The organism is Oleiphilus sp. HI0125 (assembly GCF_001635355.1).
The window spans coordinates 1-14,020 of sequence record NZ_LWGF01000090.1 but is presented as its reverse complement, the minus strand read 5'-3'; the positions used below and the strand labels follow the sequence as shown (position 1 = coordinate 14,020).

The 14,020-nt window shown below is 45.0% G+C and carries 12 protein-coding genes; 1 reads left to right on the top strand and 11 read right to left on the bottom strand.

What is annotated here, in order from left to right; all coding sequences use genetic code 11:
• Positions 1-12 precede the first annotated feature (12 nt).
• The 8 genes from sucC to sdhC all read right to left on the bottom strand — a co-directional run bounded on the left by sucC (position 13) and on the right by sdhC (position 10,336).
• A complete protein-coding gene (sucC, locus tag A3762_RS01515) occupies positions 13-1,182 on the bottom strand; it encodes an ADP-forming succinate--CoA ligase subunit beta (RefSeq protein WP_068482160.1) in 1,170 nt (389 codons plus the stop codon).
• A gap of 103 nt (positions 1,183-1,285) precedes the next feature.
• Positions 1,286-2,725, bottom strand: a complete 1,440-nt coding sequence (gene lpdA / locus A3762_RS01510; RefSeq protein ID WP_068753769.1) for a dihydrolipoyl dehydrogenase — start codon at positions 2,723-2,725, stop codon at positions 1,286-1,288.
• 16 nt (positions 2,726-2,741) lie between these two features.
• Entirely contained in the window at positions 2,742-3,950 is a 1,209-nt protein-coding gene (gene odhB / locus A3762_RS01505) for a 2-oxoglutarate dehydrogenase complex dihydrolipoyllysine-residue succinyltransferase (protein ID WP_068482154.1), read from the bottom strand.
• 16 nt (positions 3,951-3,966) lie between these two features.
• Positions 3,967-6,804, bottom strand: coding sequence for a 2-oxoglutarate dehydrogenase E1 component (locus A3762_RS01500; protein WP_068753768.1), 2,838 nt, complete (start codon positions 6,802-6,804; stop codon positions 3,967-3,969).
• A gap of 326 nt (positions 6,805-7,130) precedes the next feature.
• Positions 7,131-7,835: a succinate dehydrogenase iron-sulfur subunit gene (locus tag A3762_RS01495; RefSeq protein WP_068753767.1), complete on the bottom strand. Its 705-nt coding sequence runs from the start codon at positions 7,833-7,835 to the stop codon at positions 7,131-7,133.
• A gap of 9 nt (positions 7,836-7,844) precedes the next feature.
• Positions 7,845-9,617 carry a succinate dehydrogenase flavoprotein subunit gene (gene sdhA / locus A3762_RS01490; protein WP_068482145.1) on the bottom strand — a complete coding sequence of 591 codons (1,773 nt, stop codon included), beginning with the start codon at positions 9,615-9,617 and terminating at the stop codon, positions 7,845-7,847.
• A gap of 6 nt (positions 9,618-9,623) precedes the next feature.
• Entirely contained in the window at positions 9,624-9,968 is a 345-nt protein-coding gene (gene sdhD / locus A3762_RS01485) for a succinate dehydrogenase, hydrophobic membrane anchor protein (RefSeq protein ID WP_068473757.1), read from the bottom strand.
• Positions 9,962-10,336: a succinate dehydrogenase, cytochrome b556 subunit gene (gene sdhC, locus A3762_RS01480; RefSeq protein ID WP_068482142.1), complete on the bottom strand. Its 375-nt coding sequence runs from the start codon at positions 10,334-10,336 to the stop codon at positions 9,962-9,964. Before sdhC ends, sdhD begins: the two co-directional genes overlap by 7 nt.
• 440 nt (positions 10,337-10,776) lie before the next feature.
• On the opposite strand from sdhC, the gene gltA reads away from it, so the two are divergent.
• Entirely contained in the window at positions 10,777-12,048 is a 1,272-nt protein-coding gene (gene gltA / locus A3762_RS01475) for a citrate synthase (RefSeq protein WP_068482138.1), read from the top strand.
• A gap of 58 nt (positions 12,049-12,106) precedes the next feature.
• Here gltA and A3762_RS01470 read toward each other — a convergent pair whose 3' ends face one another.
• The 3 genes from A3762_RS01470 to A3762_RS01460 are packed head-to-tail and all read right to left on the bottom strand — an operon-like array spanning position 12,107 to position 13,965.
• On the bottom strand, positions 12,107-12,862 hold the full coding sequence (locus A3762_RS01470) for a 1-acyl-sn-glycerol-3-phosphate acyltransferase (protein WP_068753766.1): 756 nt from the start codon (positions 12,860-12,862) through the stop codon (positions 12,107-12,109).
• A gap of 13 nt (positions 12,863-12,875) precedes the next feature.
• Entirely contained in the window at positions 12,876-13,658 is a 783-nt protein-coding gene (gene yaaA / locus A3762_RS01465; protein ID WP_068753761.1) for a peroxide stress protein YaaA, read from the bottom strand.
• 37 nt (positions 13,659-13,695) lie between these two features.
• A complete protein-coding gene (locus tag A3762_RS01460; RefSeq protein WP_068482132.1) occupies positions 13,696-13,965 on the bottom strand; it encodes a glutaredoxin family protein in 270 nt (89 codons plus the stop codon).
• Positions 13,966-14,020: the final 55 nt, after the last annotated feature.

Sequence of the window (14,020 nt, the reverse complement as noted above, 5' to 3'; positions counted from 1 at the left end):
TTAATACACTCATTACGCTTGACCTCCCGCCGCTGCGACTACTGATTCCGCTGCGTTGGTAAGGCTTGTTGCAGCAATAATATCAAGCCCACTTTCTGCAAGTGTTTTAGCACCAAGTTCAGCGTTGTTGCCTTCTAAACGAACAACTACAGGAACTTCAACACCGACTTCTTTTACTGCGCCAATGATGCCTTCTGCAATCAGGTCACAACGAACAATACCACCGAAGATATTTACCAATACGGCCTTTACGTTGCTATCAGAAAGAATAATTTTGAATGCTTCAGTTACACGCTCTTTAGTTGCACCACCACCAACATCAAGGAAATTTGCTGGAGCGCCACCGTGAAGCTTAACGATGTCCATAGTGCCCATCGCAAGACCTGCACCGTTCACCATACAACCAATGTTGCCATCAAGGGCTACGTAATTGAGTTCCCATTCAGCCGCGTGTGCTTCGCGCTCATCTTCTTGCGAAGGATCGTGCATCTCACGTAACTTCGGCTGACGATACATCGCATTACTATCAATGTTAATTTTTCCGTCTAGGCAGTGGATGTTGCCCTCAGGAGTAATTACGAGAGGGTTGATTTCTAACAACGCTAAATCGTAATCATGGAAAAGTTTAGAGAGCCCCAAAAACAACTTCGTGAACTGCTTAATCTGATCGCCAGCGAGACCAAGTTGGAACGCTAGATCGCGTGCTTGGTATGGTTGAGCACCTACTAAAGGATCGATTTCTGCTTTCAGAATTTTTTCTGGCGTTTCTTCTGCAACGGTCTCAATCTCAACACCGCCTTCGGTAGACGCCATGAATACAACGCGACGCGTAGAACGATCTACAACAGCACCAAGATAAAGTTCTTGGTCAATATCAGTACAAGACTCAACTAAGATCTTACTCACTGGCTGGCCGTTTTCGTCGGTCTGGTAAGTCACCAAGTTTTGGCCTAACCATTTTTCAGCAAAGGCTTTGATCTCTTCTTTGCTATCGACGAGTTTTACCCCACCCGCTTTACCACGCCCACCGGCGTGAACTTGCGCTTTAACGACCCACTTGTCGCCGCCGATTTTGTCAGCAGCGGCTGCAGCCTCTTCCGCTGTATCACAGGCATACCCTTGTGATACTGGCAGTCCGTACTCAGCAAAGAGTTGCTTTGCCTGATACTCATGTAAGTTCATAGCTTATTCCGTTGTATTAATGAGTGAGCGGCAGGCGTACGACTAACACCACAAACCTGCCCCTAGTTAACACCTATACTTATAGGCGAATCTAAATTATGTATTATTTGCGTTTCTTTCTGTTTGCTACGTGAATAGCGTGTCCTGAAACAGCTAAAGCCGCCTCGTGCACAGATTCAGAAAGCGTAGGGTGCGCAAACATTGTCAAACCAAGGTCCTCAGAACTAGAACCAAATTCCATCGCGATCACAGCTTGGGCAATAAGTTCAGATGCGCTAGGTCCAATGATATGCACTCCTAGAATGCGATCCGTTTCTTCATGCGCAAGAATTTTAACCATTCCCGCCGTCGCGTTTGTCGCCATCGCTCGGCCGCTTGCAGCAAAAGGTGCAATACCAACATTGTATGGAACGCCATCAGCTTTGAGCTGCTCTTCATTTTGACCACACCATGCTAGTTCTGGGTGCGTATAAATAACACCCGGAATAATATCGTAATTGACCTGCGTCTTTTGACCAGCAATACGCTCGGCAACCATGACGCCCTCTTCAGAACCTTTGTGCGCAAGCATTGGACCGCGAACAACATCACCGATCGCATAGACACCGGGCACATCAGTCTGGCAATGATCATCAACATAGATAAAACCGCGCTCATCCAAATTGATACCACTATCTGGAGACAACAAACCATCGGTAACAGGAGCTCGACCAACTCCAACGATTAACTTATCGACTTTAAGTTCTTGATCGCCTTTAGCATCTTTGTACTGAACGTTCACGAGACCGCGCTTAACATCTGTACCTTGAACCATAGATTTAAGACGAATATCGAGGCCTTGCTTCTTAAACTGCTTTAGCGCTTCTTTTGCGATTTGTTGATCAACAGCACTCAAAAACGTGTCCTGAGCTTCCAGAACCGTAACTTCCGATCCAAGACGAGCCCAAACGCTGCCTAGCTCAAGGCCAATAACGCCTGCGCCAATCACACCAACTCGTTTTGGAACTTCTGTGAATTCGAGAGCGCCCGTTGAGTCAACAATGTACCCCTCAGTTATAGGGGCTGGCGGAATCTCAATAGGCTTAGATCCCGTTGCGATAATAACGTTTTCAGCCTCATAGCTTGAAACCTTCCCATCATTATCTGTCACTTCAACTTTCTTACCTGCTAGCACTTTTGCAGTACCGTGAATGGACGTTACGCCATTCGCCTTAAAGAGCATACCAACGCCACCAGTAAGGTTTTTAACGATGGTTTCTTTACGACCCATCATTTTTGGCACGTCTATTTCAACATCGTCTGCAGAGATACCATGAATATCGAAGTCGTGCTTAGCTTCCTCATACTTATGAGATGACTCTAAAAGCGCTTTGGAAGGGATACACCCAACATTTAGACATGTCCCACCAAGAACAACCTTTCCGTTGTCACTGGTCCATTTTTCAACACAAGCAGTTTTTAGCCCTAACTGAGCCGCACGAATCGCTGCAACATACCCACCAGGGCCTGCGCCAATGACAATAACGTCATATTTATTTGACATAATTTTCCCGCCTGAATTAGATATCTAAAAGAATACGTGCTGGATCTTCGATCAACTCTTTGATCGTTACCAAGAATTGCACAGCTTCCTTACCATCGATCATTCTATGATCGTAGCTAAGTGCTAGATACATCATTGGCAGTATCACAACTTCACCGTTGACCGCCATAGGACGTTCTTGGATTTTGTGCATACCCAAAATCGCAGTCTGCGGTGGATTAAGAATAGGCGTTGACATTAACGACCCAAACACACCGCCATTAGAGATAGTGAACGTGCCACCTGTCATCTCCTCGATCGTTAACTTGCCATCGCGAGCCTTACCACCAAATTCCTTAATCGAAGATTCAATTTTCGCTAGGCTCATAGTGTCCGCATCACGGAGAATTGGTACAACCAAACCTTTCTCTGTTGATACAGCAACACCAATGTCTTGATAGCCATGGTAAACAATGTCATTACCGTCTATCGAAGCGTTCACTGCAGGGAATCGTTTGAGTGCTTCAGCCGCGGCCTTAACAAACAAAGACATAAACCCTAGCTTCGTTCCGTTGTGTGTTTTCTCAAATAGATCTTTATACTGCTTTCGCAAATCCATTAACGGCTTCATGTTGACCTCGTTGAAAGTCGTCAACATTGCTGTATTTTGGCTAGCATCAAGCAAGCGACGTGCAATACTTGCTCTCAAACGCGTCATTGGTACGCGTTTTTCTGGGCGTTCACCAACAAACTGTGGCGAATCAGGCGCTGCTGCAACTGGAGCAGATGCAGGCGCTGCAGCAGGCTTTTCACTCAGATATTTCACGATATCTTCTTTTGTAATACGACCGTCTTTACCTGTTGCAGCAACACGAGATACATCAACATTATTCTCGTCGACAAGTTTTCGCGCTGCAGGGCTCATGATTACATCGCCAGATGCAGCTGCTGCATCTTCAGCGACTTGCGCAGCAGGTTCTGCCGCTGGTGCAGGTTCGGAACCAGCTACACCGGCTTCAAATTTACCAATCAATTCACCAGAGAGAACAACATCGCCCTCTCCTTTAACGATTTCTGAAACAACACCATCTTCAGGTGCTACGACTTCTAGTACTACTTTATCTGTTTCAATATCGACGATTAACTCGTCTCGAGAAACTTGTTCTCCAGGCTGCTTGTGCCACGTAGCGATGGTGCCATCTGCTACAGATTCTGGGAAGGTTGGCGCTTTGATTTCTATAGACATTTCCAATCCTTAAAATTTATTCGTTATCGAAAGCTTGTTTAACAAGGGCTGCCTGTTCCTCGACATGAACAGAGGTATAACCTGCTGCTGGTGAGGCTGAACCTTCACGCCCGGCATAACGCAAATAGACTTTTTCAGTGACTTCTTTTAGAGCTCCGCGCATTCGATGCTGAGTTGGATACCAAGCACCTTGGTTTTGTGGTTCTTCCTGGCACCAAACGACATCTTTTAGCTTCGGATATTCGTTGAATACGGAAACTAAGTCGTCGTGAGGGAATGGATAGAGCTGCTCAATACGAACAATCGCTGTATCTGTGATCTCATTATTACGACGATAATCAAGTAAGTCGTAATAAACTTTACCGCTACACAAAATAACCGACGTCACTTTCCTAGGGTTAAGGTCTTCAACTTCTCCGATGACCGTCTGGAATGTTCCATTGCTCAAATCATCAAGCGTAGAAATCGCTTCCTTATGACGCAGTAAGCTTTTTGGAGTAATCGCGACCAAAGGCTTACGCAAAGGACGTTTAACCTGACGACGCAACATATGAAATACCTGCGCAGGCGTTGTTGGAACACATACTTGAATATTGTGCTGCGCACAAAGCTGCAAGTATCGCTCGAGACGAGCTGAACTGTGCTCCGGCCCTTGACCTTCATAGCCATGAGGTAGAAGCATGGTTAATCCACACAAACGTCCCCACTTCTGCTCACCACTTGTAATGAACTGATCGATCACTACCTGAGCACCATTCGCAAAGTCACCAAATTGAGCTTCCCAAATCACTAGCGCATTTGGATTAGTTGTGGAATAGCCGTATTCAAAAGCAAGAACAGCTTCTTCTGATAGCAAAGAATCATATATCTCTAAACGAGGCTGATCTTCACTCAAATTTGCCAATGGAATATAAGCCGAACCATCTTTCTGATTATGAAGTACGGCGTGTCGGTGTGAAAACGTCCCTCGACCTACATCTTGACCCGTAATACGAATGTCATGTCCTTCATTTAACAATGTTGCATAAGCCATCGTTTCGCCGTATCCCCAGTTAAGAGGCAAGGCGCCTTGGTCCATCTTCTTACGATCTTCGATAATTTTTTGCACCTGACGCTGAATAGGAAGACCATCAGGTGTAGACTGCAATTTCTTTCCGAGCTTCTGTATTGTCTTAAGAGCAACACCCGTTTTCGCACGAGCGGTCCACTCGTGCCCCAAATAAGGCGCCCAATCAACATGCATCTTAGAGGTAGGCTCCAATACCAAACTGCGAGTTACATGCTCGCCGTTATCTAGTGCCGCTCTATAGTCATCCTCAAGTTTTTTGCTTTGCTCCGCAGTAATAAACCCAAGTTCGACAAGCTTGCTCGAATAAATGGTGCGAGTAGTTGGCAATTTTTTAATTATGTCATACATCAAAGGCTGAGTACCTGAAGGTTCGTCAGCTTCGTTATGACCACGACGGCGATAACAAACCAAGTCAATCACAACATCGCTTTTAAACTCATTGCGATAATCAAGCGCAACTTGAGTTGCAAACAATACTGCCTCTGGATCATCGCCGTTAACATGCAGTATTGGAGCATGAATCATCTTAGCAACGTCAGTACAGTATTCAGTTGATCGCGCATCGACACGTTTGTTAGTAGTAAAGCCAACCTGGTTATTGATTACGATATGAATCGAGCCGCCAGTCTTGTATCCACGCGTCTGAGACATCTGAAATGTCTCCATCACCACGCCTTGACCGGAAAACGCAGCATCGCCGTGCATAATAATCGGCAACACACTATTACCAACAGCATCTTCGCGACGATTTTGTCTTGCCCGAACCGAGCCCTCAACCACAGGAGATACAATCTCAAGGTGAGAAGGATTAAATGACAAGGCTAAGTGTGCCTCACCACCCGGAGTCATAACGTTAGATGAGAAACCTTGGTGATATTTCACGTCACCCGAGCTATCAATCAACTTCTTGCCATCAAACTCGTCGAAAAGGTCTTTGGGGTTTTTACCGAGAGTATTAACCAGTACATTAAGACGACCACGGTGAGCCATGCCAATAACGATCTCTTTCGCGCCATAACCACCGGCACGTTGGATCAGCTCATCGACAAGAGGAATTAAGCTTTCCCCGCCTTCTAAGCCAAATCGTTTTGTCCCCGGATAACGAGAACCAAGATATTTCTCTAAACCTTCGGCAGCGGTAAGACGCTCTAAAAGATGAAAGCGCGTATCTCTTTCATATTCAGGCTTACCTTGTACGGATTCCAATCGCGCGTGAAACCATGCGCGCACCTTTGTATCAACGATGTGCATATATTCAGCACCAATTGAAGAACAATAGGTTTGTTTTAACCCTGAGACAATGTCTCTCAGTGGTAAGGTTTCAGGACCAAAAGCCAAACTACCTGTTTGAAACTCTGTATCTAAATCCGCTTCACTCAATCCATGATAAGAGAGATCTAAATCTTCAACATTCTCACGCTCCATTAACCCCAAAGGATCAAGCGACGCCGCTTGATGCCCACGAATTCGATAAGCACTAATCAGCTGAAGCACTTTAACTTGCTTCGCATCATGCTCTGACACTGCGCTTGCAGGAGTTGCAGAGCTAGCTGTTAACGCTTTGTTTTTTGAAATATGGAGAAATTGCTCGCGTACCGTAGAATGCGGTACGTCTTTGGCTGAATAGCCATCGACACGAGGAAGTTGATCAAAATAAGAACGCCACTCTTCTGGCACACTATTGGGATCGCTTAGATAAGAGTCATAAAGTTGTTCAACATAAACTAAATTGCCACCGGCCAGATGGGATGTCTGCCAGAGTAGCTCCATGTTGTTGTCTTGCATTAAATATTCGCCTTGTTAGCATCAAATGCGGACCGAGTTTTCCTTAAAAGCAATGAACACAAGCACGAAAAAGCGATTGCGAAACTTCCTTGGTTTGGGGGGATAACCCCGTCCCGGTATTTGAACACACCTTCGCCGCCTTTTAAGCAGCAAACTGCTCTAAAACTGCCCTTCACGTTATTGGGATAGCAAATAACAAAAAGGAGCAATAGATCCCGTCTAGTATAGCGACTTTTACATTAATTTGAGAAATATTTACCGACTTTTAAGCAAAAAAAAGCCGCTTAACAAAGCGGCTTTTAATTTGCTGCTCAACAAGTGAACAATTAAGTAGAACGCTGCAACAACATTCCACGAATATGACCGATTGCGCGTGTCGGATTTAATCCCTTAGGACAAACGTTCACACAGTTCATAATGCCACGGCAACGGAAGACACTAAACGGGTCATCCAAGTCTGCCAATCGCTCTTGTGTAGCCGTATCACGAGAATCAGCTAAGAAACGATAAGCCTGCAAAAGACCTGAAGGTCCAACAAACTTATCAGGGTTCCACCAGAAAGAAGGACAAGCAGTTGAACAACATGCACACAAGATACATTCGTATAGACCGTCTAGTTTCTCGCGCTCTTCAGGAGTTTGTAGACGCTCAATAGCTGGAGCCGGCGTATCATTAATCAAGAACGGCTTAATTTTCTCGTACTGCTTGTAGAACATAGACATGTCCACAACCAAGTCACGGATAACTGGAAGCCCAGGAAGCGGACGAATAACCAACTTCCCTTTCTTAACAACATCCGATAACGGCGTAATACAAGCAAGTCCATTTTTACCATTCATGTTTAAACCGTCAGACCCGCAAACACCCTCACGGCACGAGCGACGATATGCAACAGATGAATCTTTCGCCTTCACAAGGTGAAGCACATCAAGAACCATCAAGTCTCTACCCTCAGGAATCTCGACTTCGATGTCTTCCATGTAAGGAACCTGATCTTTCTCAGGATTGTAGCGATAAATACTAACTAACATTGATAACTCCTAGTATGAGCGAACTTTCGGAGGGAAAGCCTCTACCGTTTTCGGCGCAAAGTTCACGTCACGCTTTGTCAATTCCTTGGTCACTGGGTTAAAGATGGAATGCTTCAACCAGTTCTCATCATCACGCTCAGTAAAGTCATTACGAGCGTGCGCACCACGACTCTCTTTACGACCTTCAGCACTCACTGCCGTAGCAACTGCCACTTCGTAAAGGTTATCAAGCTCAAGCGCTTCAATACGCGCAGTATTGAAAGCTTGACTCTTATCTTCAAGATGTACGTTCTTCAAACGCTCTCCGATCTCTTCAAGCATTTTCAGACCTTTCTGCATGCTTTCACCTTCACGGAATACACCAAAGTAAAGCTGCATCGTACGCTGCAAATCTTCTTTAACAGCAACCGTACTCTCACCAGAAGTAGAGCTATTCAAGCGATTAACTCGAGACAATGCCTGCTCAACATCGGACTCACTAGCCTCGTCATGAACAAGACCTTCGCGAATAGATTTCTCAATTTGTAGGCCCGCTGCGCGTCCAAATACGACCAAGTCAAGCAGCGAGTTACCACCAAGACGGTTCGCACCATGAACAGATACACAAGCAGCCTCACCACAAGCGTATAAACCTTCTATGATTTGATCGTTACCGTTTGAGTCCTGCATGATCGCTTCACCACCAATGTTAGTAGGGATACCACCCATCATGTAGTGACAAGTTGGAACAACAGGAACCGGCGCTTTCACTGGATCAACGTGCGCAAATGTCTTCGACAATTCACAAATACCAGGAAGGCGCAAATTCAAGGTCTCTTCACCCAGGTGATCAAGCTTAAGAAGAACGTGGTCTTTCTTCGGACCACAGCCACGACCTTCAAGAATCTCCATCACCATAGAGCGCGCAACAACATCGCGTCCAGCAAGGTCTTTAGCATTCGGCGCATAACGTTCCATGAAACGCTCACCTTCACTGTTAATCAAGTAACCGCCTTCACCACGACAACCTTCAGTAACGAGAGTACCCGCGCCATAAATACCAGTCGGGTGGAACTGCCACATTTCCATGTCTTGACCATGGAAGCCTGCACGCAATGCCATACCCATGCCATCACCAGTATTGATCAATGCATTCGTAGTCGATTCATAAATACGACCAGCACCGCCTGTCGCCATGACAGTCGCTTTCGCTTTGATATATACCGTCTCACCAGTTTCGATACAGATAGCGATAACGCCTACAACAGCACCTTTCTGGTTCTTAACCAAATCTACCGCATACCATTCATTAAGGAATGTCGTTCCACCTTTCAAGTTACCTTGATAGAGCGCATGCAACAAAGCGTGACCAGTACGGTCAGCCGCTGCGCAAGTACGTGCCGCTTGAGTTGGGTTGTCAGGCCCTTTTGATTGACCGCCAAACGGACGCTGGTAGATACGACCTTCTTCTGTTCGAGAGAAAGGAAGTCCCATATGATCAAGCTCGAAAACCGCTTGAGGGCCAACTGAACACATGTACTCAATCGCGTCTTGGTCACCGATGTAATCAGACCCTTTAACAGTGTCATACATATGCCAACGCCAATCATCGTTTGGGTCCGCACTTGCAATAGCGCAAGTGATACCACCTTGAGCAGAAACCGTGTGCGAACGCGTAGGGAATACTTTAGTGATACAAGCAGTCTTAACGCCAGATTCTGTCAACTGTAGCGCTGCGCGCATACCAGAACCGCCGCCACCGATAACGATCGCATCATAATTTAATGTTCTTAATCCTGCCATGTTAAATCACCCCCACAGAATCTGAATGCCCCAAACAACGTAGGCAAACAACACTACGCCGAAAAAGGCTTGAAAGCTCAAACGAACCGCTGTCGAACGCATGTAGTCCGTCGACACAGTCCACAACCCAACCCACGCATGAGCACCAATACAAAGAAGCGCAAGCAAAGAGAAAATACGCATCGCAGTGCACGCAAACAAGCCGCTCCATTGCTCATAAGTAAGCTCAGGGTTATAAATCAGATAACCCAAAATAAATACTGTATAGGCAGCCAAAACGACTGCAGTAAAACGCTGAATGATCCAATCGGAAAGACCGTTACGACCAAAACTAGTAACACTAGCTACCATATCCAAACCCCCGCCAGAACGATTAGAACCACTGAAAGAACGATTGTGATCTGTGCGCCGAGCTCACCGCCCTCGATCGTTTCGCCAACACCGAGATCCATAATTAAGTGCTTCACACCAGCAACCAAGTGATAAAGCAACGCCGATACAACACCCCAAATGATGAATTTAACCAAGGCATTATCGAAAAGCGCCTTCGCTTCAGCGAAGCCTTGCTCACTACTCAGTGACAAATCCAACCCATACATTAAAAACACCAAGCCAACAAACAACATAACACCAGTGATACGGTGCGCGATTGAAGTTAAAGCAGGCAAAGGGAATTTAAACTGAGTCAAGTCAAGATTGACTGGTCTTTTATTCTCCACGGCTATCTTCTCTCTTTTAATAAATCGATGATGAACACATCATGTTCAATAACGAACTTATAGAAAACGCAGATCACAAAGTTCGCTTATATTTTTTAAAATGGCGAAATCAAAACGTTAAGAAAAACAAAGCTCTGACGTCGGCGCGAGGATTATATTGATGGGTTAAAACAAACACAACCAAACGCACATTTTATCGTTATTCAGCCTAGTTATACCGACTGGAATTGACAATCCTGCCCAACACCCTATAGTGGTTCGCCTTAGCATTTACGCTAGCTATGCTTTCGCTTCACTAGTGCAAATCTTAGAAAGGATAGACAATCAGATCTAAACTCGCTTTGGCGATCATAAAAAACACGGTCACCTTAATACTGACAATACAAAACGCCGCTATGCCAAACGCATTTCGGGGTAGATTCAAGCAATAGGAGAAAACAATGACTGATAAGAAAGCTCAGTTATTGGTAGATGGCAAAACCATCGACTTACCAATGTACTCAGGTACTGTTGGACCAGACGTAATAGACGTACGAAGCCTCGTATCTGAAGGCTTGTTCACTTACGACCCAGGCTTTGTATCCACTGCGGCTTGCGAATCAGCCATTACATATATCGACGGCGGTAAAGGTGTTCTTTTACACCGCGGCTACGCAATCGACGATCTTGCTGAAAATTCTGACTATCTAGAGTTATGCCACCTTCTTCTTCACGGAGAGCTGCCAACTAAAGAAGAAAGTGAAGCTTTCCGCGCCACAGTTCGTAACCACACCATGGTTCACGACCAAGTAAATCAGTTCTTCCGTGGTTTCCGTCGTGATGCACACCCAATGGCTATCATGTGTGGTGTCGTTGGAGCATTATCTGCTTTTTACCATGACTCAATGGACATTACTGAAGCACAAGATCGTGAGATCGCCGGCTTCCGCCTAATCGCGAAAATGCCAACAATTGCCGCAATGTGTTACAAATACTCGATTGGCCAGCCATTCATGTACCCGAACAATGATTTGGGTTATGCAGAGAACTTCCTGCACATGATGTTCAGCACTCCTGCTGGCGATGTTAAATTTGATCCAGCAATTGTTCGCGCAATGGATCGTATTTTCATGCTTCATGCTGACCACGAACAAAACGCATCAACATCAACAGTTCGTCTTGCGGGTTCTACCGGAGCAAATCCATTCGCATGTATTGCGTCTGGTATTGCAGCACTTTGGGGTCCTGCACACGGCGGCGCAAACGAAGCTGTGTTGAGCATGCTCAACGAAATTGGCGACGTTGCAAACATTGACGAATTCGTTGCTAAAGCAAAAGACAAGAATGATCCATTCCGTCTTATGGGCTTCGGTCACCGCGTCTATAAGAACTTTGACCCACGCGCTAAAGTTATGCGCGAAACATGCGAAGAAGTTCTGTCTGTACTAGGCCTAGAGAACGACCCACTTCTCAAGATTGCGAAGCGACTAGAGCAAATTGCTCTTGAAGACGAATACTTCATCGCTCGTAAGTTATACCCCAATGTAGACTTCTACTCAGGCATTATCCTTAAAGCAATCGGTATCCCTGAGTCGATGTTCACAGTGATCTTCGCAATGTCTCGTACAATTGGTTGGTTTGCTCACTGGAATGAAATGGTCAGCGAGAACTACCGAATTGGTCGCCCTCGTCAGCTTTACAAAGGCTACGACAAGCGTGACTATCCTGCGTAACAAGCGGGCACAAAAAAACCGCTCAATGAGCGGTTTTTTTGTGCCCAATCAAAATCAATTAAAGACTTAAAGCCCGCGCAATTCGATCCCTACTAATACGAAGCACTTCTTTACGATCGACATTAAGAGCATCAATTGGCTCTAAAAATTCTATCGAGGCATAGACTTTCTTCTGACTTAAAATACGAACCAAGGTCTCGCCGAAACTGTCATCACCAGCGTAAGCCGCTTCTCGCATCGTATTCCCCGACTTATCAAAATAACGAAGCGCTATTGGTTGAACCTGACAACCAACTCGAACAGCTGACTCAACAAACATCCCATAAAAAGGCAACAAATGAGATCCATCGGAGGTTGTTGACTCTGGGAAAACGATGACCGATCTACCCGAGCGAAGCTTGTCCTCTAACTTTGGAATACTGCGATAGGCCTGAAACTTGTTACTTCTATCAACATACACAGACCCCATACGCCGCGTAAATGTACCTATGAATGGCCAGTCTTCAACATCATGACGAGAAACAAAAGCAAGAGGCTCAGCATGATTCAAAATAACCGTATCAACCCATGACACATGGTTTGCCAAAAACAAGCTACCTTGCGCTAAGGGCGTACCTTTCACTTCTAACTCAACATTAAGAGAGCGCACCAAATCCTTCACCCAATATCGGAAAGGCGCATAATCATTAAGCTCTTTGTCTTCGATTTTAGAAGCTCGAGGAAAGCGATGAATCGACTCTATTACCGTTGCGCCCCCCAAAATATTCAAGCCTAATCGCGCACAGCGTGGGGGGACAAGAAGTTTTGACATCATAGTTTCAATCTAATTATTTGGCTTTAGGCGGCTCATCTCTGGTGAATACCCATGTATCTCCTTCACTAAGCTCCGTGTTAAACCTATAACCCTCATAGTCAAAGCCCTTTAATATCTCTACATCGGTAATATTCTTATCCGCTGCATATCGGACCATTAAGCCACGTGCTTTCTTGGCATAGAAGCTAACAATTTTGTATGCACCGTTTTTAAGATCCTTAAACACTGGCGTAATAATCCGCGCGTTTAATACTTTCTTATCTACTGCCTTAAAGTATTCATTTGACGCCAAATTTATAACCAAGCTCTCGGAATCACTTAAGTCTTCATTTAGGAGATTAGAGATCTCCGCCCCCCAGAATTTGTATAAATTCTGGCCACGATCATTCTGAAATTTAATGCCCATTTCTAGCCGATAAGCCTGCATTAAATCTAAGGGACGCAATAAACCATAAAGTCCAGACAATATCCGCACTTGGCTCTGTAAATACTCAACCTGTGGACCAGACATCGTCTCTACGTTTACCCCTGTATAGACATCACCTTTAAAGGCATAGACAGCTTGCTTTGAATTTTGAAGACTGAACGGTTGAGACCATGCAGCAAAGCGCTCAACATTTAATTCAGCAATAGTGTCACTGACGCCCATCAATGCCTTTACATCTGCTGCAGATAAATTTTTAGCGCCTTCAATTAGCTCCGCTGAATGATCAAGCATTCTTGGAGTCGTAAAATCATCCGTCAATGCAGCATTTTCGTAATCAAGCGTCTTAGCGGGTGACAATAAAAACAACATTCAACTCTTCCTCGTTCGTACACAATAATGCTCGAAGCTATGTCGAGCATTCTCTTAAAAAGTTATACAAGCCTTCAGGATCAAAAGGCCAATCCAATTCTTTCTTGGTATCCGAGTCAATAATTACGGGAATTCTATTACCGTAGACCTCTACCAAAGCAGCACTTGAAGCAATATCCAAATTTTCAACATTTAACTGAAAGTCATGCACCTTCATCATTTCATTAAATTGCTCAACTACATCAACGGCTAATTCACATAGATGACATGCAGTTGTGCCTAACAATTCAACTTTTCGAACATTCATTATATATTTATCAATATCTTACAGATGTTTATTAATAAAAATTCTAGATAATTAA